This is a genomic window from Pseudoalteromonas ostreae, assembly GCF_018069805.1.
GTDB lineage: Bacteria > Pseudomonadota > Gammaproteobacteria > Enterobacterales > Alteromonadaceae > Pseudoalteromonas > Pseudoalteromonas ostreae.
This window is the reverse complement of sequence record NZ_JAGPYN010000017.1, coordinates 15,589-40,092: the sequence shown is the minus strand read 5'-3', so window position 1 is coordinate 40,092 and position 24,504 is coordinate 15,589. Positions and strand designations below refer to the sequence as shown.

The 24,504-nt window shown below is 39.8% G+C and carries 18 protein-coding genes; 9 read left to right on the top strand and 9 right to left on the bottom strand.

Features of this window, described 5'->3' with window-relative positions; all coding sequences use genetic code 11:
* Nucleotides 1-12: 12 nt before the first annotated feature.
* The 5 genes from J7338_RS14340 to J7338_RS14320 are packed head-to-tail and all read right to left on the bottom strand — an operon-like array spanning nt 13 to nt 9,108.
* The gene (locus J7338_RS14340) at nt 13-2,538 is read right to left on the bottom strand and encodes a glycogen/starch/alpha-glucan phosphorylase (protein WP_210797692.1); all 2,526 of its coding nucleotides are present in this window, start codon (nt 2,536-2,538) and stop codon (nt 13-15) included.
* Entirely contained in the window at nt 2,531-4,588 is a 2,058-nt protein-coding gene (glgX, locus tag J7338_RS14335; RefSeq protein WP_210797691.1) for a glycogen debranching protein GlgX, read from the bottom strand. Before glgX ends, J7338_RS14340 begins: the two co-directional genes overlap by 8 nt.
* Entirely contained in the window at nt 4,572-6,800 is a 2,229-nt protein-coding gene (gene glgB, locus J7338_RS14330) for a 1,4-alpha-glucan branching protein GlgB (protein ID WP_210797690.1), read from the bottom strand. The genes glgX and glgB overlap by 17 nt, the downstream gene beginning before the upstream one ends.
* A complete protein-coding gene (malQ, locus tag J7338_RS14325) occupies nt 6,801-8,798 on the bottom strand; it encodes a 4-alpha-glucanotransferase (protein WP_210797689.1) in 1,998 nt (665 codons plus the stop codon).
* 10 nt (nt 8,799-8,808) lie between these two features.
* Complete coding sequence (locus tag J7338_RS14320) at nt 8,809-9,108, bottom strand: isoamylase early set domain-containing protein (protein ID WP_210797688.1); 300 nt, start codon at nt 9,106-9,108, stop codon at nt 8,809-8,811.
* A gap of 632 nt (nt 9,109-9,740) precedes the next feature.
* Between J7338_RS14320 and J7338_RS14315 the strand changes: the two genes are divergently transcribed.
* Together J7338_RS14315 and J7338_RS14310 are read left to right on the top strand one after the other, a co-directional pair.
* Nucleotides 9,741-11,654 carry a putative bifunctional diguanylate cyclase/phosphodiesterase gene (locus J7338_RS14315; RefSeq protein WP_210797687.1) on the top strand — a complete coding sequence of 638 codons (1,914 nt, stop codon included), beginning with the start codon at nt 9,741-9,743 and terminating at the stop codon, nt 11,652-11,654.
* A 91-nt stretch (nt 11,655-11,745) separates the two neighbouring features.
* The gene (locus tag J7338_RS14310; RefSeq protein WP_210797686.1) at nt 11,746-12,669 is read left to right on the top strand and encodes a hypothetical protein; all 924 of its coding nucleotides are present in this window, start codon (nt 11,746-11,748) and stop codon (nt 12,667-12,669) included.
* Here J7338_RS14310 and J7338_RS14305 read toward each other — a convergent pair.
* Entirely contained in the window at nt 12,666-13,691 is a 1,026-nt protein-coding gene (locus J7338_RS14305) for a GGDEF domain-containing protein (protein ID WP_210797685.1), read from the bottom strand. The two genes, J7338_RS14310 and J7338_RS14305, sit on opposite strands and share 4 nt — an antisense overlap.
* A gap of 211 nt (nt 13,692-13,902) precedes the next feature.
* On the bottom strand, nt 13,903-14,331 hold the full coding sequence (locus J7338_RS14300; RefSeq protein WP_210797684.1) for an Lrp/AsnC family transcriptional regulator: 429 nt from the start codon (nt 14,329-14,331) through the stop codon (nt 13,903-13,905).
* Nucleotides 14,332-14,533: 202 nt separating this feature from the next.
* On the opposite strand from J7338_RS14300, the gene J7338_RS14295 reads away from it, so the two are divergent.
* Genes J7338_RS14295 through J7338_RS14280 form a run of 4 tightly spaced genes read left to right on the top strand, consistent with a single transcriptional unit; the run spans nt 14,534 to nt 19,160 of the window.
* Nucleotides 14,534-15,739: an aspartate aminotransferase family protein gene (locus J7338_RS14295; RefSeq protein WP_210797683.1), complete on the top strand. Its 1,206-nt coding sequence runs from the start codon at nt 14,534-14,536 to the stop codon at nt 15,737-15,739.
* Nucleotides 15,740-15,782: 43 nt separating this feature from the next.
* Complete coding sequence (gene astA / locus J7338_RS14290) at nt 15,783-16,817, top strand: arginine N-succinyltransferase (RefSeq protein WP_210797682.1); 1,035 nt, start codon at nt 15,783-15,785, stop codon at nt 16,815-16,817.
* A gap of 20 nt (nt 16,818-16,837) precedes the next feature.
* Nucleotides 16,838-18,310, top strand: coding sequence for a succinylglutamate-semialdehyde dehydrogenase (gene astD / locus J7338_RS14285; RefSeq protein ID WP_210797681.1), 1,473 nt, complete (start codon nt 16,838-16,840; stop codon nt 18,308-18,310).
* 46 nt (nt 18,311-18,356) lie between these two features.
* Entirely contained in the window at nt 18,357-19,160 is an 804-nt protein-coding gene (locus J7338_RS14280; RefSeq protein WP_210797680.1) for a DUF1338 domain-containing protein, read from the top strand.
* A gap of 179 nt (nt 19,161-19,339) precedes the next feature.
* On the opposite strand, the gene J7338_RS14275 is transcribed toward J7338_RS14280, so the two are convergent.
* Nucleotides 19,340-20,620, bottom strand: a complete 1,281-nt coding sequence (locus J7338_RS14275; protein ID WP_210797679.1) for a flavohemoglobin expression-modulating QEGLA motif protein — start codon at nt 20,618-20,620, stop codon at nt 19,340-19,342.
* Between the two features lie 63 nt (nt 20,621-20,683).
* Nucleotides 20,684-21,586, bottom strand: coding sequence for a TlpA family protein disulfide reductase (locus J7338_RS14270; protein ID WP_210797678.1), 903 nt, complete (start codon nt 21,584-21,586; stop codon nt 20,684-20,686).
* A 162-nt stretch (nt 21,587-21,748) separates the two neighbouring features.
* On the opposite strand from J7338_RS14270, the gene J7338_RS14265 reads away from it, so the two are divergent.
* The 3 genes from J7338_RS14265 (at nt 21,749) to J7338_RS14255 (ending at nt 24,496) form a co-directional block, all read left to right on the top strand.
* Nucleotides 21,749-22,006 (top strand): DUF3081 family protein, encoded by a 258-nt coding sequence (locus tag J7338_RS14265; RefSeq protein WP_210797677.1) that lies wholly within the window; start codon nt 21,749-21,751, stop codon nt 22,004-22,006.
* A 239-nt stretch (nt 22,007-22,245) separates the two neighbouring features.
* The gene (locus J7338_RS14260) at nt 22,246-23,844 is read left to right on the top strand and encodes an AbgT family transporter (protein ID WP_210797676.1); all 1,599 of its coding nucleotides are present in this window, start codon (nt 22,246-22,248) and stop codon (nt 23,842-23,844) included.
* Between the two features lie 115 nt (nt 23,845-23,959).
* The gene (locus J7338_RS14255; protein ID WP_210797675.1) at nt 23,960-24,496 is read left to right on the top strand and encodes a protein tyrosine phosphatase family protein; all 537 of its coding nucleotides are present in this window, start codon (nt 23,960-23,962) and stop codon (nt 24,494-24,496) included.
* Nucleotides 24,497-24,504 lie beyond the last annotated feature (8 nt).

The following is a 24,504-nucleotide window of genomic DNA, read 5'->3' as shown; positions in this document are numbered from 1 at the left end:
TTTATCTCCCTATTAATCTTTGCTATTGCTTGAGGCTGTGTCGGCCGAACTAGATGTTGTTAATGCTTCCAAATGCCAAATATCTTCACTGTATTGGCTGATCGTTCTATCACTTGAAAAAGTACCACTGGCTGCGGTATTTAAAATACTCATCTGCGTCCAATGTTGTTGATTTTGATAAGCGTGTTCAACCGCCTTTTGTGCTTGTACAAAGCTATCAAAATCGTGGGCAACCAACCAAGGATCATGTGGGCTTTTGATTGCACCAATAATATCGTCAAATAAACCCGGTTCGAATAAATTAAAGTGCCCACTTTCAAGTAATTGCATAACACTCAGTAAGTCAGCCGTATTATGAATAATATGTAATGGGTTATAGCTTTGTTTGATCCCCTCAATTAGTTCAGCTTGTGCGCCGAATAAGAAAAAGTTATCAGCCCCTACTGCATCGCGGATCTCTATATTTGCACCATCTAAAGTGCCAATCGTCAGCGCACCATTCATCATAAACTTCATATTTCCGGTGCCAGATGCTTCTTTACCTGCGGTTGAAATTTGTTCTGATAAGTCCGTTGCAGGGCAAATAGTTTCCATTGCTGTAACATTATAATTTGGTAAAAATGCCACGCGTAAATAAGGCTGAGCGAGCGGATCTTTATTGATCACATCAGCAACATTATTAATTAGTTTAATAATGCGTTTAGCCATGTAATACCCCGGTGCAGCTTTTCCTCCTAGTAATACACAGCGTGGCACTAAATTGGCAGTATCGCCACGACGAATACGGTCATACAGGTGAATAATGTGTAACACATTCAGTAATTGGCGTTTATACTCATGAATTCGTTTAACTTGCACATCAAATAACATGCTAGTGTCAAATTCAACACCACAACGCGCTTTGACTAAATCAACTAAGCGTTGTTTGTTTTCAAGTTTGACGCTTTGCCATTGTTTATGGAATTTAACATCATCATAATAGCGACGCAGCTGGCTAATTTGCGCAAAATCTCCCACCCAATCTTGACCAATTTTCTCACTAATCAACTGGGTGAGTTTGGGATTACAATGAGCTATCCACCGTCTTGGCGTTACCCCATTGGTTTTATTGTTGAATTTTTCAGGCCACAATTCATAAAAAGTTTTAAACAAACCTTCTTTAAGTAATTCTGTATGCAATGCAGCTACGCCATTAACGGAAAAGCTGCCGACAATCGCTAAGTACGCCATCCGTACTTGTGGCTCTGAGCCTTCCTCAATTAAAGACAATGCTTGTTGTTTCGCAACATCACCCGGCCACGCCAACGCAACTTGAGCAAGAAAACGCGCATTTATTTCATAAATTATCTCAAGAATACGCGGTAATAAACGCGCAAATAACGATACAGACCATTTTTCTAGCGCTTCTGGAAGCAGCGTGTGATTGGTATACGCCATGGTTTTTGTGGTGATCTGCCATGCCGCATCCCAATCTAAGTCATAATCATCAATCAGCAATCGCATTAACTCTGCAACAGCAATACTTGGGTGGGTATCATTAAGTTGAAAAACATGAAAATCAGCAAAATCACTAAAGCTTTCACCATGCTGTGATACCCATAGAGCAACAATATCTTGTAAGCTCGCCGACGATAAAAAGTATTGCTGCCTTAAACGTAGTTCTTTGCCATTTTCGCTGCTGTCATTAGGATAAAGGACCATGGTAATTTGTTCGGCAAGGTTTTTATGCGCGACGGCTTCTGAGTAACTACCGGCGTTAAACTCACCTAAATCAAACTCATCAGTGGCTTCTGATTTCCAGAGTCTGAGGGTGTTAACTATGTCATTTTTATAGCCTGGAATAGGTACATCGTAAGGGACAGCTAATACATCTTCAGTATCTAGCCACTGGCGATGAATGCGTCCGTTCTTATCAGTATAACTTTCAACATGGCCAAAAAACTTAACACGCTTGGCTTGCTCTGGTGCGCTCAGCTCCCACGGGTGGCCTTCACGTAACCAATTATCAGGCTGCTCTATTTGATGGCCATTTTCAATTGACTGATTAAACATGCCGTATTCATAACGAATACCATACCCTATTACAGGTAACGCTAAACTCGCACAACTATCTAAAAAACACGCAGCCAAGCGACCTAAACCACCATTACCTAATCCTGCGTCATGCTCTGCTTGTGCAACATGCTCAATGTGAGCGCAATAATTAGTAAGTGCAAGTTTAACTTGCTCGTCTAAGTCTAAATTTAAAATGGCATTACCTAGTGCTCGGCCCATTAAAAACTCAAGTGATATATAAGCTGCTTTACGACGTTTTTCACTATGCATTTGCTGTTTTGTCGCTCGACAACGGGCGACTAATCGATCGCGAATTGTCAACGCTAATGCGTTGTACAAATACAGTTGAGACTTGCCGACTTTATCGCGCCCAAGGGTATAATAGAAATGGCGTGATAAATCATCTTCAAGCGTACTTTTATCTATCAAAGGGGCATCTTGCCAACCTTTAGCAACACACATTTGTTCACCATTATTAGCCATTACATTCGTCCTCTAAATTGGCTGTAAAAACCCAGCTGCTTTGTGCAGCAACCTCGAATTGCTCGGTATTTTTAACTATTGCATGCTCAACACTGCTAAGCGCTAAACGCCATACCGATAAATTGTTATTAGCAGGTAGTTGACATTTAACCGCCACATTACTGGCGTTCAAAATAATGAGTAATACCGTATTTAATTGTGTATCTCTTAAGCTATACATCAAAAACTGTTTTGAGCCATCATGCCAGTCACTTTCTTGCATAACTTGGCTTTGCTCGGTATACCAATCAACACTGAACCGCTTATCGCTATCATGTAAAAATACACAGTGTTCAAATACACAGTGCTGCTTTCGTAAGGTCAATACATCATCAATAAAACGAATGAGGCTGTGGCTACGCTGCGAGTCTTTCCATGCCAGCCAACTGGTGCGGTTATTCTGACAATACGCATTATTATTTCCACCTTGCGAGTGCCCCATTTCACTGCCTGATGACAGCATAGGCACCCCTTTGGAAAGTAGTAAGGTAATTAAAAAGTTTTTTTGTTGTTGCAACCTTATGGAGGTCACGTTTAGATCATCAGTAAAGCCTTCAATACCACAATTGAACGAATAATTGGCACTGTGACCATCGCGGTTTTGTTCACCATTTGCTTCGTTATGCTTTTGTTCGTAACTCACTAAATCTGTTAGAGTAAAACCATCATGACTGGTTATAAAATTAATACTATTCAATGGCCCACGGTGATTATGATCAAACAAATCAAAAGAGCCATGTAAACGTTTAGCAAGATCAGCCAGCATATTGTGCTGTCCTTGCCAAAAACGCCTAACAACATCACGGTATTTATCATTCCACTCACGCCAAGGCGCTGGAAATGCTCCCAATTGATAACCACCAGGGCCTATGTCCCAGGGCTCAGCAATTAATTTCACTTGACTTAACACAGGATCTTGATTGATTGCTTGTAAAAAACTATGGGTTTGACTAAAGCCATGCGGCGTACGCCCAAGAATGGTTGCTAAATCAAACCTAAAACCATCAACCCCCATTATTTCTACCCAATAACGTAGGCTATCGAGTACCATTTTCAAACTAAATGGGTCGTCTATATTTAAGGTATTACCACACCCAGTGTCATTGATATACACTTCAGGATTATCGTTAATACTGCGGTAGTAGCCTGGATTATTTAAACCGCGCCAAGATAACACTGGGCCATCGCTGCCAGCCTCTGCGGTGTGGTTATAAACCACATCTAGAATCACTTCGATACCCGCTTGATGTAGTTTAGTAACCATTTGCTGAAATTCGCCAATTTCATCAGTTACTAAGTAATCTTTATTTGGTGTAAAAAAATTTAATGTATTGTAACCCCAGTAGTTTTGCAGACCTTTCGCGGTTAAAAACTGTTCACTAATAAAACTATGTACCGGTAATAATTCTAAAGTGGTTATACCAAGTGTACGTAAATGCTCTATAAAGCTGGGATGACTCAAGCCCAAATATGTACCTTGTAGCTGACTTGGAATAGAGGGATGTCGTGCTGTGGCACCTTTAACGTGGCATTCATAAATAACTGTTTTCCCCCAGCTATGGTCCGGTTTTTTACCTTGATAAGGCTGCAACTGAGTAACTTTAGATTTAGGGATATCAATAGCGTTATTGACCGCACTCACAGTACCTTTTGGCATTTGCCCGTAGTGGCGTTCACTCCAAGTAAACTCGCCAAATAAATCTTTTGCATAGGGGTCAATTAACAATTTTTGGCTATTAAAAAACACCCCTTTTTTAGGTTGATATTCTCCTTCTGCGCGATAACCATATAGCGTACCCACAGCAAGTGGGGTTATATGCAAACTCCATATCCCCCCTTCATTATTATTCATTGCTAACTTTAAAACTTCGGTATGACCACTGGCATCAAATAAACACACATACAGCTGTTTCGCCAATGGTGCATAAACGGCAAAATTTACACCGTTTGTCAGTACACTGGCTCCCAGAGGAAAAGTTTGCCCTTTATTTAATTCAATCGATAAACTCATCAGCGACCCTTCTTAAATAAACCGTAGCAAGCGCTGGCAGTGAGAGTTTAATACTATGTTGATGCCCGTGGCACGGAGTTGCCGTACTGGTTGGTTTAGCTGATTGCCCACACACTTGTACTCCAGAACCAAATAGCTGTTCGTCATCGGTATTTAAAATGACTTCAAATTCACCTGAGTTTGGCACACCAATATAATAATCATGATAAACCGTTGGCGTGAGGTTACTTATCACCACTACATAATCACTGGCTTTCTTAGCAAAGCGAATAAAACTAAAAATACTCTGTTGGGCATTTTGATTATCAATCCAACTAAAACCTGACGGTTCAGTATCTAGCTGATGTAAAGCTGGCACATCACGATATACTTTATTGAGCTGCGCGATAGTTCGTTGTACACCTTGATGCGATAGATGCTCAAGCAAATGCCAATCAATTGATTGATCATGATCCCACTCACTACGCTGGGCAATCTCACTGCCCATAAATAGTAATTTTTTGCCTGGATGTGCCCACATAAATGCATAGTACGCGCGTAAATTTGCAAATTTTTGCCAATCATCACCCGGCATTTTTTCAATTAATGAGCCTTTACCATGCACCACTTCATCATGGCTCAAAGGTAAAATATAATTTTCACTGTAAGCATATACCATCGAAAACGTTAATTCGTGATGATGATGTTGACGATACAAAGGGTCGCGTTGCATGTAATGAAGGCTGTCGTTCATCCAGCCCATATTCCACTTGTAGCCAAACCCTAAGCCATCATGATTCACCTGACGGGTAACACCAGGCCACGCCGTTGACTCTTCAGCCACCATCATAATGCCGGGGTTATTAGCATAACAACGTAAGTTAACTTGCTTTAAACACTCAATAGCACCGAGGTTCTCACGTCCTCCATACTTATTGGGGATCCACTGCCCATTTTCACGACTGTAATCAAGGTACAGCATTGAGGCTACCGCATCGACGCGTAGCCCATCAATGGCAAATTCTTCTAACCAATACATTGCATTAGCAACTAAAAAGCTACGAACCTCTGGGCGATCATAGTTATAGATATAGGTATTCCAATCTGGATGGAAACCTTGACGCACATCAGCATGTTCAAATAAATGTGTACCATCAAAACGATGTAAGCCATGCGGATCACTTGGAAAGTGGCCTGGAACCCAATCAATAAGTAAACCAATGTCAGCTCGGTGGCATTGCTCTACAAAATAACGAAAATCATCCAAACCACCAAAACGACTCGTAGGAGCAAATAAGCCAACTGGCTGATACCCCCACGAACCATCATATGGAAATTCACTGATCGGCATAAGTTGGATATGCGTAAAGCCTTGTTCAGTGACATAACTAATTAATCGCTGTGCTAGTTCTTGATAAGTTAAGTAACGATCTCCCTCTTCTCGCTGCCACGAACCTAAATGCACTTCATAGATAGAAATAGGTGCATCAATCGCGTTGCGTTTAACACGCTGACATTGCATTTTATCCGTTAGTTTAATTGCAGCTGGGCGCCTTTGAAGAACAGAAGCCGTGCCCGGCGCTTGCTGCATTTTAAATGCAAAGGGGTCAGCCTTTTCGAGCACTTCACCACTGACTGTTGTTATCGAAAACTTATAACACTGACCTTCTTTAAGCTCTGGAATAAACAAATCCCAGACCCCCGAAGCCGGATTCAAACGCATAAAGTGCTGGTTTTGCTGCCAGTGATTAAACTCACCAATAACGGAAACACTGCTAGCATTAGGTGCCCAAACACTAAAACGTACACCTGCAACACCTCTAAAATCAATAAAGTGGGCACCAAGATGGCGATATGCATGCTCTAATGTGCCTTCGTTAAACAAATACATGGCGCTGTTATCAAGGCTACTTTCAAAGCGATAAACATCTTCACAGGTAACCTGGCAGTCGCTGTAATCAACCACTAATTTATATGCCGAGATAGCCTTATTACTCAGTTGTAAAATAAATAAATCAGAGTCAGGATAACGTGTACAACTAAGCGTTTGCTTTGCCAGTTTTATACTTAAATTTGTGGCGCCAGGCATGTAACAGCGGATCTCACTGTGGGTATCTGAAATTGCATGTAACCCTAAAAAACTAAATGGGTCTTTAAAGCAGCCACGCTTTAACGCATTAACTTGTTGATCATAGTGCTGTGACTTTGCGGTTTTACGAACAATACTGTTCATTTAATTAGTCCTTATAGAATTAATAGCACTGAGCAATGCACTGTGACATGTTAAGATTTGTTCACTTGAATGCGTTAATACCCGACGCCAATTCGGGTATTCTTGATCTGTTCCAGGAATGTTTACAGGTAACGTTTGCTCATCTAGATCATCGAGCTGAATAGTAAATAAGCGCGCTGGTGCTGCGGCCAAGCCTAATGTCAGCGCCTGATAAACATCACTTGCTGCACTGTCCATAAGCAAAGTGTGCGCTGCACATCCCGACAAAAAACGCAGTAGTCGTTGTTTTTCAATATCTCGGTCTGCACGCAGTTGAATTAATTGCTGTTCATCAACTAATTGATATTCTAGTTTCAAGGTAAGATCAAGCCCTTGCCACCAACCAAAAAAAGGCGGTACATCATGATTTGCAACCATTAATAATGATTGTGCTGCAAATGACTGGGCCGCTAAAAACTCACCATGAAAATCTTTTTCAAAATAGAATAAGCCATTTGAAAATATTGCTTTATCCGCCAATGCAGCTTTCACCTCTGGTGGAACGACCCCAAGATCTTCACCAATGACAATGCATTGATTCAAATGGGATTCTATTGTCAGTACCGCTAATAAATGCTCAAACGGATAATACACATAGCAACCATCTTGTTGCTGTTGATGCTCAAAACACCACCATAAACGACGGATCGCCATAACATGATCAATACGCAAACCACCGACGCTTTCCATGTTGGCACGGATCAATGCTCGGTAGTAGCTAAAGTTATTATCACTGAGCTTGATGGGATTTAGTGCTGGCAATCCCCAGTTTTGACCATGTTCCGCCCATGGATCAGGCGGTGCGCCTACATAAGCAGAATCGGTAAATAACGATTGCTGATTAAGGAACTCACTACCATCACCGGCGCAACCCACCGCTAAGTCATTGATCAATCCAATACTCATCCCCTGCTCTCGGGCGGTAGTTTGGCATAACTTTAATTGCACATATGCTTGCCATTGCAAATAGTAAGCAAAGTCGTCGTCAGTAACTTTTAAGGTCGCAAGTGTCGCGCCATGCTGTTTACAAAAATCACTAAAGCATTGTTTGCGATACTCACTCCCATGCATACAAAAATGCTGGTATAGCAAGTTAAAGGCTGCGTATTTGAATTCACTCACTGCACTGTAATTAATATACTGAGACTGCTGAATCTGCTTTTTAAAGTCCCTCGCATTGCGGTTTTGTAAATAGTCACTAATATGGGGGTTATTAATGCTGTCATCGCATAAATCAATCGATATATAGAGTGGGTTTAATAACGCGCGATTATTTGGACTATAAGGACTTGCTCGCTCTGGTTGCTCAGAAAATAATAAATGCAGTGGATTGAGTAAAATATAATCCAATTTATGACTTGCTGCTTGCTCGGTCAACGCTAATAAATCGGCAAAATCACCAATCCCTAATCCTGCATTATTTTTTAAACTATAAAGTTGAATTGAAAGCCCGCTTTGCTTGTTATCTGTCACTTGAAAACTATATTTGGGTGTCACCCACAGTTGAGTTTCAGATGTTAAATCTGCAATGCTAATGTGCGCATCATGATAACCAATTGGCAATAATGGAAGCGGAAAAATAAGCTCTAAATATATGACACCATTAAATAAATAATCGCCACTGCATTGTAAATCAGCTAATTGGTGAGTGATGCTGGGTAAATCAAGCTGCGCACAGGAGACGGTACATTGTTGCCCTAGCATACGCTTATCAATACGTACTTTAACGGCTGGTTGTTCAGCACACACCAAACTACACTCTGGTACTATTTGCAGCCACTTCTTAGCATCCAAGCTAATATTTAAATGCGCAATTTGGGCATGATCTGTAACATCAACACCGCAACAACTGAGTGCAGCACTGCGGGTTGCATCGCTAAAAACCACATGTTCACCGGTATACTTGGTGTATTCATAGCCAATACCATGCAGATAAAACAGCTGCGAAAGAGACTCCATTTACCACGCCTTAAATACGTTGCGTATTGACTATGCTATTTTCTGTACCAAAGCTGTTTGCTATGTATCCATCTGCATGATGGTCATTATCCCAAATAGTGCCATTAACTAAATATCGAAAATGAAACTGTTGATCATTCGGTAAGCGCTGTTTTAACTTAAAACATTGCTCTTTTTTATTAAACTTCATCGCTACAGGTTGCCAACCAGTAAATTCAGCAACTAACTGAACTTGCTCTGCCTGAGGATGCTGAAATTCAAATGTAACTTCAGCTTCATTTTTAGTTTTAAAAAATCGTTTACTTAACATAGTGGGCTCCAAACTAAACCTTAAGGTTAATTAATCCTTGCCACAGAAGTGCGTTCAACTACTCAACATACGCGGGGCTGTAAAATATATTATTAGGGCGTGTTGGCCTTTCAAAGTGAAATTTTCAACCTTAAAGCAGTGTGTTTGATTGACATACTACGCTTTAACATGATTTTTCTTATAAAACAGTGGCATACACTCTACCTAGCATAGAATCAAACATACTGCGGTAAAAGTAACCACAAAAACACGCTCAAGTTAAACAAAGTTATATTAATGCTTTATGACAGTGCAATTAAATAAATTTTGCACCAAACTCATGCAAATAAAGCAAAAACACTCGCTTTATAATTACCAACTAAATGACAGCAAGAACTAAACCAAGTTAATCACTGCCTAAATTATGACCTTTAAAGTAGTTAACAAATAGACTTTGGTAAAGTGAATTTATTTAATAATTGAATTAAATAAGCATTCAAAAACACTGATAAAATAACACTTAACAGAAAAAGGTTCCCATATAAGACTATTTAAAGAAATATTTGTCAGTTAGCATAGCAAACTATATACTGATAAAACGATAGAACACCTAATAATAAACTCATATAATTGGATTAAAATGGTTCAATGGAATGACTAAACTTTTTCGCTTATTCAGCAGTGCTTTTATTGCTGTATTTATTTTTTGCTACTGCATGAATATTTTATTGACGAAGCAAGTCAATACCATCAACCCACAACAATCGAGTATTGCCACTCGCGCTTTTGATGCGACTGCCACCCAACTAACGATGCCATCTTGGTATAACCCTATATTAAATGGTCACTACATAGTTAACAAAGACGGCACTGATTACTTACTAATTAAAGCAACTGATACACAGTTTATCACCGCTCAAACATCCGCCTTGATCAATGCCACTCTTTTATCACCTGTAAACTTTATTTTATTAATTTTAATAGGTTTATTTTCAATATGGTATTTTGGTAAACAATTAAACATTAAACGCGAAAAACAGCAGATAGAACAACTTAATACACAAACAAAAAAAGTAATCGAGTCATTTAATATTTACCTTCCTGAACTTGAGCATGCGACAGAAGTCACTCGTTTAAGTCAAGCAATTAATGCATTAACAAGCCATGTAGCCAATTATGCTCGCGAAACTCAAACCAGCATTTGTCAAGATAAGTTGACCTTGTTAATTGACCGTCACGCTTATATCGAGCACCTAGAACGCCAACTCAACGGTGCTGAATTAACGAATATTCACTGTGCTTTGTTATTTATTGATTTAGATGGCTTTAAGCAAGTAAATGACTCTTTTGGCCACAGTTTTGGTGATGAAGTATTGATTCAAGTGGCTGAACGCCTTAGCTGCGTATTGCGCCATCATAAACTTAATGATATCAACCCCACTAGCTTGCTTGAACAAAATTTATCGCGTTTAGGAGGCGATGAATTCTCTATTTTCATTAATAACATTGATTACACCTCTAAAAGCTTAGATATTGCACAACATGTGCTAAACGAAATAGAGCGAGACTTTGTTCTAGGCAATAAACTGATTAAGATAAGTGCCAGTGTCGGCATTGCAGTTTACCCTGAAAGTGCCTCAACGCCCCATGCTTTGTTGCAAATGGCGGATGTTGCTATGTATCGTGCTAAAACCGATGGACGTGGTATTTTTAAAGTCTACTCTCCAGAAATGGGTAATAAAATGCGCCGCTATCATTATTTACTCGAAGAGCTACGCTTAGCGATTGCCTGTCATAACTTCCATTTATCGTTTCAGCCTATAGTGCATGTTGAAGATTGCGCAATTGATTACTTCGAAGCGTTAGTCCGCTGGGAACACTCTGTTGAAGGGGCTATTTCTCCAGTAGAGTTTATTCCCATTGCCGAGGAATCAAACCTTATATTAGAGTTAGGTGATTGGATAATGCTAGAGTCATGTCGACAAATGGCGGCATGGCATAATGCAGGTATGCGCAAAGTTAAAATCTCAGTTAATGTCTCAGGTATTCAGCTCAAACATCGCCCCGTTCACGAATGGGTTATGAAAAAACTCGCCAAAACGGGTCTACCGCCCACTTCTTTGATGTTAGAGATCACCGAATCAACATTGATCACCGCAAGCCACACTATCATTAATGCATTAGAAAAATTGCGAAATGAAGGCGTCACTATCGCAATTGATGATTTTGGAACCGGTTTTAGCTCGTTAAGTACTTTAGCTGATCTACCAATTGACGTGATCAAGATTGATAGATTATTCATAACACAAGCTAATGAAAACCCAAAATATAACAAAATATTAAATTCAATCAGTGAATTAGGTACTAAGCTTGGACTTAAAATCGTTGCTGAAGGGGTGGAAGAAATAGCCCAATTTGAATTAGTAAAACGTATGGGCATCAGCTGTGTGCAAGGGTATTTAGTCAGTCGTCCGCAATCATCTATGAATGTTGGCAGTAAAGTACTACAGGGGAATATTAATCATATCGCGGCAACAGGCACTGGGGTTTGGAACCTCGAAACCTAACGATTAGTGATTTATAATTTTATTACCATGGAAATTTAGCTAAAAATAGATAATAATACTTAATAACTTAGTATCAAATCCCCCATCTTACATGCTTAAAAAAAGTCTATTTTCGTTAATCTCACTCGCAATTTTAGTGAGTATTGTGCTTACTAGCATGTCAATTTATACCTTATATAGCAAAAAAAAACTCAGTGTTGATCCTAAACTAAAAGAAATATCGGGGATCGAATTTGATAAATTCAAGCGTTTGTGGGCAATAAATGATGGCGGTAATGAAGCAAAACTTTATCGCCTCAACGAAAATGGCTCTATAGCCAAAGAAGTCCTAGTTACTAATGCGAAAAATATTGATTGGGAGGATATGACTCAGAATGATTTTGGACACTTCTTTTTAGGTGATTTTGGTAATAATAATCAAGAACGTAAATGGCTCACTATTTATAAAATAGAAAATCCCATCGACATTAAAACTGATACCACCGAGGCTGAAATTATCAAGTTCACTTACCCAGAACTCGACGGTAGTCCTATCACTCCAGATAAACGAAATTTTGATCTTGAAGCATTTGTAGCCTTTGGTCGTCACTTATATTTGTTTACAAAAAACCGAACTGAACCGTTCGATGGGATCACCAATGTATATAAAGTTGGCGATCATGCGGCGAACTTTGATGCGCAATTAATCGATTCATTTAAGACCTGTACAACAATGGAAAAGCTCTGTTGGATAACTTCAGCGGCATTGAGTCCTGATCGTACAAAATTAGTATTATTGGATTCAACAAGCATTTGGTTATTTGAAAACTTTACTGGTGATAAATTTTTCTCTGGGGACGTATCACGGATAGATTTAGGGATTGTGACTCAAAAAGAAGCGATTACTTTCTATGATGAAAATACCATTGTATTCACCGATGAAGAATTTAAAGGAATTGGCGGTAACGCCTATGTAATTAAACTTGATAAGGTAACAAAAACCATCATTAAGAAAGTAGTAAAGGCGTCAGATTAAAATAAATCTATATCCGTGCTTTTATCATTTGAGTCAATCAAATTATTTTCCATTAACTCCTCATAAAAACACAACCTATTGCGACCATTTTCCTTCGCGTAATAAAGTGCCTTATCTGCATTTTCTAATACATTTATAGGAAAGTCGTAAGGACTAATGCGACACATACCTATACTAACGGTCATATTTGTCACAAATGGAAAGCGAGTCTCTCTGATCATATCCATAAACTCGTTCATTTTCTTTTCAATAGACTCAAAATTGGTAGGTTCAAACACTACCACAAACTCCTCTCCACCAAAGCGGAAAATCAAATCTGTTGAACGCAGAAAGTACCGCATTTTTTGCGCAAGCAATAGTAAAACTTCATCTCCACAGACATGACCAAAACTGTCATTTATTTTTTTAAAATGATCAATATCAAGCATTGCCAACCAAGATGTTGAACTAAGTCTACGCTTGCGATTATCATCCGCTTTAACCGTTTTATGTTGTTTTATTACTTGCTTTTCAATTAGCTGTTTAATTTTTTTATCAAATGTTTGCCGATTCAGCAAACCAGTCAATTGATCCCGTTCATTTTCATGCAGGATAAACAAATAGTTTTCATAAATACGGCAAAAGGCATTTAACAACACCTGATCCGCACTTTCTAAACCTTTGCATACAACGGCAATAGCGCCTATCGGCTTATCTTGTAAAGATATTGGTAACCAACGCTTCTCAATACCATCTGCGGACTGCACAGTAATAATGCACGCTGAGCGCAAACATGACAACAGCTCAGATTCTGGTGAGTCAACCACTTTGCGTTGCGCCCATTCAAACTGATTACCATTAACAACTCTTAACGATATACTGCGCTCAATTGTTAAATCACATTGCACGTCTAAATCCTTATAAACCACAATTTCTGTGCAACCAACAAATTCCTGGATCGTCGTGATCAAGCTATATTCTAATGAATCTACATCACGATTTTTAGTTATTTTAATTAGTGAGTTTAATAAGTTTTCTTCCATGGGGATCCTGCATTCAAGTAACTGAACATTCTTAATTATGATTTATTACCCGTGTAAACGCGATAAAAACATAAATAAAATAAAAACGCTAATAAAGTTCGGTATCATAATTACATTAACGAGTAAGAAAACCCTGTGCTAGTAGTAAGTGTAGCGGGTAAATACTGTTTAGTCACAATAAAAAGTATGACATTCTGTATTGATCGTCAACTTAGCGTTTAAATTTTGTTTCAAGAATAACAGAAGACGTTGTACGTTCAACGCCATCTAAGTTACCAATATCGTCGAGTAAATGGCTGAGCTTTTCTAAATTTTGTGCTTGCACAACGGCTATTAAATCAAACTCACCACTGATAGCAAACAACTGAGTAATAGCATCAATCTGCTTGAGTTCAAGGTTAGTTTTAGTGGTTAGCTTTTGCTTTACCTTTATTGATACATGGGCCGATACCATCGCGCTTAAATACGCATCACCATAGTCAACACTGTAGCCCTTTATTACCCCTGTCTCTTCTAGCTTTAACATTCTACTTTGTACCGTCGAGCGTGATAAATTAAGTGCTCTGGCAAGATCTGAAATACTCGCTCTGGCGTTAGTGCGTAGTATAGAAAGTAGCTTTTCGTCTTGTGTAGTTATCATATTGAGTATTAACCTCGTCATTTTGTATTTTATTTTAATCACTTTTCACAAAATAGCACTGCAAATTTAAGCTTTGAACTCAGATAATAGCAGTAGTAAATAAAAAAAATTATTAGAGCACACCATTGCAGGGTAATAACGGCTTGATTCACCCATTAGATGCAATTTATTTTTCACTTCAAGCCAGATTTAGGTGTAACAAATGCAAGTAACAAGAGAATTATTCAACAGCGTAATGGTGCCAAACTATAATCCATCAGAGGTGATCCCTGTGCGTGGTCAAGGCTCTCGCGTATGGGATCAAAACGACAAAGAATATATCGATTTTGCAGGGGGAATTGCAGTTAACTGTTTAGGTCATTGTCACCCCGCACTTGTGGACGCACTTAAAGAGCAAGGCGACAAAATTTGGCATTTATCAAATGTGATGACTAATGAGCCAGCACTTCGATTAGCTAAAAAAATCACCGACGCAACATTTGCAGACAAAGTTTACTTTGCCAACTCTGGAGCAGAGGCAAACGAAGCGGCACTTAAACTAGCGCGCCGTTTCGCATTGGATGTACATGATACTGATAAAAGCCAAATCATCGCATTTAATAAAAGCTTTCATGGTCGTACATTCTTTACGGTAACAGTAGGTGGACAAGCAGCCTACTCTGATGGTTTTGGTCCTAAACCGGCCGCAATTGATCATTGTGACTACAATGATTTAGCTGCTTTTGAAGCACTGATCAGCGATAAAACTTGTGCCGTCATGATGGAACCTCTGCAAGGTGAAGGCGGTATTATCTCTGCAAGTAATGACTTTATCAAAGGCGTGCGTGCTTTATGTGATAAACACAATGCGTTGCTTATTTTTGATGAAGTGCAAACGGGTGTAGGCCGTACAGGTTCACTGTATGCATACCAAGAATTAGGCGTGACACCAGATATTTTAACAACAGCAAAAGCGCTGGGGGGCGGTTTCCCTATTGCTGCGATGATCACCACGACTAATATTGCCGCACATCTTAAAGTGGGCACACATGGTTCAACCTATGGTGGTAACCCGTTAGCGTGTGCAGTGGCGGAAGCGGCATTTGATACAGTGAATACCGAACAAGTGCTAAGCGGCGTTAAACAGCGCGAACAGCTTTTCCGTGATGGTTTTGCAGCGATCAACGCAAAATACGACGTATTTAGTGAAGTGCGCGGTAAAGGCCTATTATTAGGTGCAGTACTTAACAGCAAATTTGAAGGGCGTGCGCGAGACTTTTTAGTTGCCAGTACCAAACACGGCTTAATGAGCTTAGTTGCAGGAACCAATGTAATTCGCTTTACACCTTCATTAGTGATCCCAATTGAAGACATTAAAGAAGGCTTAACACGCTTTGAAAAAGCAGTTGCGGATGTTATAAACGGTTAATCTAATTTAGCGCCCTCGCTGGGCGCTAATGGAGCTCTTTTAAATGCACGTATTACGTCCTATTACAGCCACAGACTTTGATGCACTCAAGCAAATAGCCATTGAATCTGGTCATGGCTTTACTTCCTTACCTGTTAATGATGCCCTATTACTTGATAAAATTGAGCGCGCTGAACGCAGCTTTGCGAAAAACATTAATCAACCTCAAGATGAAAGCTATTTATTTGTTTTAGAAGATAGTGAGACGGGTGAGGTAGTTGGCACAACCGCTATTGAAGCGGCTGTTGGCCTTAATGTTCCTTTGTATCATTATCACCTTGGTAAAACCGTTCACCACTCACGCACTTTAAACGTATACAACACAGTTGATATTTTAAGCATGTGTAATGATTACACTGGTTGTTCTGAAATATGCACATTGTTTTTACGTGAAGCTAGCCGTAAAGGGCTAACCGGACGTTTCTTATCACGCTCACGGTTTTTGTTTATGGCCCAGCACAGTGAGCGTTTTGCCGATACCATCATCGCAGAAATGCGTGGTGTGAGCGACGAACATGGCCACTCTCCTTTTTGGCAATGGTTAGAAGAGCACTTTTTTAGTATCGAATTTCCACAAGCTGATCACCTTGTCGGGTTAGGCGATAAAGTGTTTATCAGTGAGTTGATGCCAAAATACCCAATTTACGCCAATCTATTGAGTAAAAAAGCGCAAGCCGTAATTGGTAAAGTGCATGACAAAACTAAACCGGCACTCAAACTACTCGAAAAAGAAGGCTTTGAGCACCGTGGCTACGTTGATTTATTTGATGCAGGGCCAACTGTCGAAGCCAAACTTGGCAATATTCGAAGTGTTCGTGAATCACTCGTATGCCCTATTTCTATTGGTGAGCTCGATTACGTTGACGAACAAAGCTCAGATACTTTGGCAATATGTAATCAAGGCGTCAGCGATTTTAGAGCCACATTTACCAAACACGCACATTACAATCATGCCAAGCATACCTTGATAATCAGCCAAGAGGTCGCCCACGCACTTAAATTACAGCAAGGGGATGCAGCACGATTCTTTCGTCTGTAACTTTCTTAAGGAATCATCTTATGAGTACAACAACTCAACTTATTAATAACCAATGGCAAAGCGGCCTTGGTCACGCCTTTACATCAGTTAACCCAAGTAATGGTGAAACGATTTGGCAAGGTAAAACTGCCAGTAAAGAGCAAGTAAATGAGGCTATTACAGCAGCACGTAAAGCGCAATTTGATTGGGCACAAACGTCTATTAGTGATCGCATTACCGTGCTAGAAAACTTTGTTGCTCAGTTAAAAGAGCACAGCGAAGAGTTTGCGAGTATTATCGCACGTGAAACCGGTAAACCACTGTGGGAAACACGTACAGAAGTGGGTGCAATGACCGGTAAAGTGGCTATTTCAATTAAAGCCCACAATGAACGCACCGGCACCACTGAAAACCCAATGCCTGGCGCCAAAGCGTTTATTCGCCATAAGCCGCATGGTGTTGTCGCAATATTTGGCCCTTATAACTTCCCGGGTCATCTACCAAACGGTCACATAGTACCTGCAATATTGGCGGGGAATACCGTGGTATTTAAACCCTCTGAACTAACGCCACATGTTGCGCAGTTCACGCTGGAGTTGTGGCTAAAAGCAGGTTTACCTGCAGGTGTGATCAACCTCATTCAAGGTGAGGTTGAAACGGGCATTGCGCTTGCCAGCCACCAAGATATTGATGGCTTATTTTTTACTGGCAGTTCAAATACAGGCCATCTGCTGCATAAGCAATTTGCAGGGCATCCAGGAAAAATTCTCGCGCTTGAAATGGGCGGCAATAATCCGCTTATTATCAAAGGTGTCGCCGATATTAACGCTGCGGTGCACGATATTATTCAATCAAGCTTTATTACATCAGGACAACGTTGCACCTGTGCCCGCCGTGTATTTATTGAAAACACAGCAAACGGTGATGCTATTTTAGCCAAACTCATTAGCACCACAAAAAATATTAAAGTTGCAGATAGCTTTGCCCAAGAGCAACCATTTATGGGCGCAATGATCAGTGAAAAAGCCGCCCTTGGTATGGTTAACGCACAACAGCAACTACTCGATGTGGGTGCTAAATCACTGGTTGAGCTTAAGCACTTAAAACTAGGCACTGGCTTTGTAAGCCCAGGTATCATTGATGTAAGTAATGTTACAAACATGCCCGATGAAGAACACTTTGGGCCACTAATTAAAGTTTATCGTTATACTGAATTTAACAGTGCCATTGATGAGGCTAACAATACCTCGTTTGGTTTGTCAGCAGGCCTGTTAAGCGACTCAAGTGATGATTACCAACACTTTTTGAAGCATATTCGTGCTGGCATTGTTAATTGGAATCGCCCTATCACAGGTGCATCGAGCGCAGCCCCATTTGGTGGCATTGGTGCCAGTGGTAATCACAGAGCAAGCGCCTATTACGCTGCTGATTACTGCTCATACCCTGTTGCTTCAGTTGAAGCGGACAAAGTAAATTTACCTGATACCCTCGCGCCAGGCTTAATCATTAAATAATGACAAAATGGCTACACACCATTTAAACCAAATTAAGGAATTAAAAATGCACACAGATGTAAATGCCCTATTTGACAACCTATGGCAAAACTACTTGGCGGTAACGCCGTCAGCTGTAAAAGTTCATGAGCTATTAGGCTCGACACAACAAGATGATGTGATCAACGACCATATTGCACTACGCACTTTCAATCATGAAAAAATTGGTCTGGAAAAGTTAGCCGCGCATTTTTTAGCAGTCGGTTATAAAGAATGTGGTGAATATCATTTTGAAGCTAAAAAATTGTATGCTAAACATTATGAGCATAGTGATCCAAAGCAACCAAAAGTGTTTATTTCCGAATTACTTGTAGAGCAGTGTTCTGAACAACTGCAAAAAATAGTTAATGAGCTGGTTGCCAGCATAGATGCAGATGCCGTAACCGCAGAAGACTTCTTATATTCAGGCACCCATTGGCAAGTAAGTTCTGAAACTTATAAACAGTTACTCGCTGAAAGCGAATATGCAGCATGGATGTCAGCATGGGGTTACCGTGCTAATCATTTCACCGTGAACATTAATGAACTTGCCAAATTTGATAAAATTGAAGATGTTAACCAAGCACTTAAAGATGCTGGTTTTGCCCTTAATATTTCTGGCGGTGAAGTAAAAGGCTCACCAGAGGTATTACTTGAGCAATCATCAACCCTTGCCGACGACTTTGCCGTAGAGTTTAGTGACACGACGATGAGCGTACCTAGTTGTTTTTATGAGTTTGCCCTGCGCTATGCAAAAGCTGATGGCGAACTTTACACTGGTTTTGTTGCAGCCTCTGCCGATAAAATTTTCGAAAGTACTAACGCTCGTTAGTCCATTTTAATACATCACTTAAGGTTGCAAACTATCAACCTTAAGTGTCTGTATTAAAGCAAAAAGAACAGTAAAATACTTGCTGACTAAGTATTTATTTTTTCACTATTGATATGAAGGCTTCCTCAGTTACTCATTCAAACTGCGTTTTTTATTTCGTTACTAATAACAAATAATCACTATAAAAATAGTGGTTTATAATCGTTTTCTAGCTGCTCAAAAGACAGGTTGCCAATAAAACGGCCAAAGCTAAGCCAGGTTGCTAAACCACGTAAATCTTTAAAATGTGGCGGAACAAACTTAGGGTCTTCAATTACACCTAAATCATGTAATTGTGATATTAGTCTAAAGTCATCAATCGAGATTTTACCCACTAACAGCAAAGGTAATTGATCGATGCGACCAAGTTGTATAGCAACCCGAATTAAATTGTAAACCAATACAAACCCTTTGATATAAGCGATATCCTTTGTAAACGGTAAACCTGTCGCTGTACTGCCACGAAAAACTCGTTGCGCAAGCGTATAACTTTCATCTTTACTTAATCCTTGTGCCACATAATCTCGGTAAATATCCACAAATTCTGCGCCGTCTATTACTTTTGTCACTGCCTGAATACGATTAACAAGTTTTGATAAACGCCGTGGTGTTGATTTAAGGGTGATGATTTCAGTCAGCACCGCTAGCCCTTCTTGGGTTACTGTGGAACTTGGCGTGCCTTTACTCAAACAGGTTAAATAAGGTTGCGCTAAACCATTTTGCGTGGTGCCGACATGGATCCAGCCTTCATGGACTTCTAGAATATCGAGTTCACGCTGAGAAAATTTAACATCTTGATTTAGCTTTATATTATTAGCACCAGCAGCTGCATCACTGACAATACCGTCACTAATGATCACTTCAACATCGATACCAGTCATGCTAGCCCTCACTTGCTCCGCAAGAATTTTAACCGCAGCATCGGCATCAATATTTTTTGGATCATCAGGTAAAATATCCGCAGCAAGCAGGTTTTTAAGTGGTAGTTCGAGCATATTAGCAAGCTCTGACAGCGATGGCTCACCGGCATGAAATAAATCTTTTGGGTGACCAAACAATTCCACCGATAAATCGTGAAACTCAGCGGTGCCTCGGTATTCAAGCATATTGAGTACTGTTTTATATTCAGCACACATTTTACTCATATACTGCGTGATTGGATTGAGTTGCCCAAGCTGGCTAATGATATTACGGTTTAAATCAGAGAACGCTTGGCGTAACTCACTGGGTACAAACCCTAGATCCCGTTGCTGATAATAGGCTTTATCAACCAGTGGATTTTTTTGGCATTTATGCCTAAAAAACTCTTCTTTTATACTTTTATCCCAATTTATCGCATCTAAGATTCGTATCGGGGTTTGTAGGGCGATTAATCGATCTGATAACTCGCGAGTTTTAAGTAATAACGCCTTATCTATCATGCTCTAAGCTCACTGATGAATGAGCCTAGAGCATAGGCTAGATTTGCGCGTTTTCAAAGCTAATTATGGTGTGTTTTGTAGATTTACTGGACTTGAAAAATCAGTAATTCTATTTGTTATTTTGCCATCTTTATAAATCAATAATGCTGGCACTTTGTTAATCTCATTATCAATAAATAGATCATTACCGTGATCAATATACACTGGATGTATGACTTTAAATTTTTCGATGTATTCATCAACAGCCGCTTGATCTGTCCATAATTGGCTAACCCTCGCTTCAATATCAATCCCCTGGTTGGTTAATATATTGATTTGCTTTTGAGCTGCAGCACAGTTTGTTGCCATTTTCGGGCGAGTATCAGCTAAATACCAATCGCACCACGTTGCCGTATATAACACAGCCTTTAAGCCATACTCTGGAATAACTAAAGCAGTCGCAGCTTGCTTATTACCTTCATCTAACAAGTGGGCCTTTGCCACCACGCCATCATGTGATAATAATCGCAGTGTATTATCAAGTGCTTTATCGGCTTCATGACCTTGAAAAATTACTTTGCCCGTTTTATCGAGTAACACATGAAAAGGAGTGCCTATAAATTGATAATGCTGAGCAACTTTTGCGGTATGATCACTCATGATTGGCATAGTTAAATTAAACTGTTTTTTAACCGCTGCAACAGCTCTAGGATCATCATTTAGATCAATGTTTATTGCTATTGTATCGATTGTATCTCCATACTGTTTATAGGCATGCTGAAAGTGTGGCATTTGCTCAATACACGGTTTACACCAAGTTGCCCAAAATTTTAAATAAACAGGCTTTTTGCCAACGATGTTACTCAGCTCGAACAGCTCGCCCTGTTGGTTTTTTAAAACCAAATCAGACTCATTTGCTAACAAATGTTGACTACTTGAAAAGCATAAACAGACCCACAGCAGCATAATATATTTAGATTTCATCATTGTTATCCCTAAAATAAATATACTCTAGCATGGTTGTTTTCTCGGCTGATTGTAATTTTGCGACAACGGTGAACTTTTCGGTTCATTTATCATCACATGGTATAAACTAAATAGAGTTAGGTTTCGTATTAGTTTAATTATCAAAACGACATTGGAGTAGTGATGAAAAATGACATCGAAGGAAAACAAATATTAGCCGTCTATGAGCAGATCATCCAACATGGAGAAATAAATAATGAAGGAAAACACTACAAAGGGTTAACCGCATTCTCAGATATTGATGGTTATACCATTTATCTTAAAGGCAGTGGTGTATTGCTTAAATTTGGTTTTCACAACACCTATCACCTTGATTATCAACATGAAAAACATAAGGATGATTTCCTTAAAAAGCTGGGAAATATAATCCATGAGATGTAAGTATACATAGCAGTCCCCCCCACATTCTCGCAACTAATAAGCACAACCCTGGCTTTTAATGCCAAGGTTGTGCAGCAATTACGTGGCGATGAAAATAAGCTTGCCATAATTTTGCAAAGACAGAGCTATAGCCTAATTAACAATTTTTCGTACCCAGATTGGTAAACCACCGTTTATTAATGATAATCATGCTTAAAAATGATAGATTGCGGAAATTTTTCAATTTTAAGAGCCTTGCTATGTCAAAAGCCGTCGACACTGCCGACTCATCGAGCGAAGAAAAACAATCGGGGTTATTTAACCGATTTTTAGCCTCGGTTGAGTTTTTGGGGAACATGTTACCCCACCCAATTACCTTGTTTGCCCTATTTTGTGTGGCCATTATCGTTTTCAGTGGTATTGCTGATTGGTTTGGATTAAGTGCAATTGATCCTCGTCCAATTGGCTCCGCAGGTCGTGAACCTGACGGCGTAATTGAAGTTGTCAGCCTGCTAAGTGCTGAGGGTTTACAACGTATAGTAACGGGCCTCGTTACTAATTTTACCAGTTTTGCCCCTTTAGGCACGGTACTTGTTGCACTATTAGGTGTCAGCGTTGCCGAACATTCAGGGCTATTATCTGCTGCAATGCGGGGCATGGTAATGGGGGCATCTAAACGCTTAGTTACCTTTATGGTAGTATTTGCCGCTATTTTATCTAATACCGCATCTGAACTTGGTTATGTTGTATTAATTCCTTTAGCCGCAATGATCTTCCATAGTTTAGGCCGTCATCCATTAGCGGGCTTAGCCGCAGCTTTTGCCGGTGTATCGGGCGGTTACAGTGCTAACCTATTACTTGGCACCATAGATCCGCTACTTGCAGGTATCACGACACCTGCAGCACAAATGATTGACCCCAACTATCAAGTAGGTGCCGAAGCGAATTGGTATTTTATGATGATATCGGTATTGTTAATCGCAGTATTAGGCACTTGGGTCACTGAAAGAATTGTTGAACCCCGTCTTGGTAAATATAACCCCGATGATGCCACAGCTGATCTAGCGCAAAATAATATTGAAGGCCTCACAACCAAAGAAAGGTCAGGCCTAAAATGGGCTGGAGTATCATTATTATTAGTATCACTACTACTTGCTTGGACAATCGTACCTGCAGATGGCATTTTGCGCCATCCTGAAACAGGCTTATTTGCCCACTCACCTTTTTCTAAAGGGATTGTGGTATTTATTTTTATTACCTTTGGTATACCAGGTTTCGTTTATGGCCGTGTAGTAGGCACCATGAAAAACGATAAAGACGTGATCAACGCGATGAGCAAAAGTATGAGCTCAATGGGTATGTACATTGTATTAGTATTTTTTGCCGCGCAGTTTGTCGCCTTTTTTAAGTGGACTAACTTAGGGACTATTTTAGCCATAAATGGCGCTGCTATGCTACAAGCTCTCAATCTGACCGGTCCTGAAGTATTTGTATTATTTATATTGATGTGTGCATTAGTTAATCTAAGCTTAGGTTCTTCATCTGCACAATGGGCAATCACTGCGCCTATCTTTGTCCCAATGCTCATGTTGATTGGCTATGCGCCAGAAACCATTCAGGCGGCTTATCGAATTGGTGATTCTGTCACCAACTTGATCACCCCAATGATGAGTTACTTTGGCTTGATCCTCGCCGTTGCCACTAAATATAAAAAAGACATGGGAATAGGCACTTTAGTCGCCACCATGCTGCCTTATAGTATGATCTTTTTTGTCGGCTGGGTTGCTCTATTTTATTTGTGGGTGTTTGTATTTGGTTTGCCAGTAGGACCTGGCTCACCAATTTATTACACACCTTAATGAACGATAAATAATGCCAGCTATTGCTGGCATTATTATTGACTGGCTCTAACCTGTTTGAAAAACTAAACTATCTAGTTTAACCATAGTAGCAACTTCAACAAGGTCTAAAATTATGAAAAGAGTATGTTTTATTATCACCTTAGTATGTTTTTCGAACAGTATAACAAGTTATGCGCAGCCACCTGCATCAGCTAATATAAAGTCCATTGCTTTAACCTATTATGCGAATCCGCAACAACACATTTATACCGCAGGACAACCTTCTAAAGAACAATTTCAGCAGCTGGCAGAGCAAGGCATAAAGTATGTAATCAATTTACGCGCAGATGGAGAAAATAATTGGGATGAGCAAGCTTTAGTGTCCAATTTAGGACTGCAATACTTTTCCCTGCCCATTTCATCAAGAGCCGATATCAATATTGAAAATGCAAAAAAGCTGCAGCAATTATTAGCGCAAGCATCTGAGAGCCCAACATTACTGCATTGTGCAAGTGGTAACCGAGTTGGAGCACTGATTGCACTTTATAACGCAACAGAGCTTAACCAGCCAATTGAAAAAGCGATTGAGACCGGTAAACAGTGGGGATTGAAAGGTCTTGAACCTGTGGTAAGAGACGCCATAGCAACCTATAAAATAACTCTGCATTAAAATGTAAT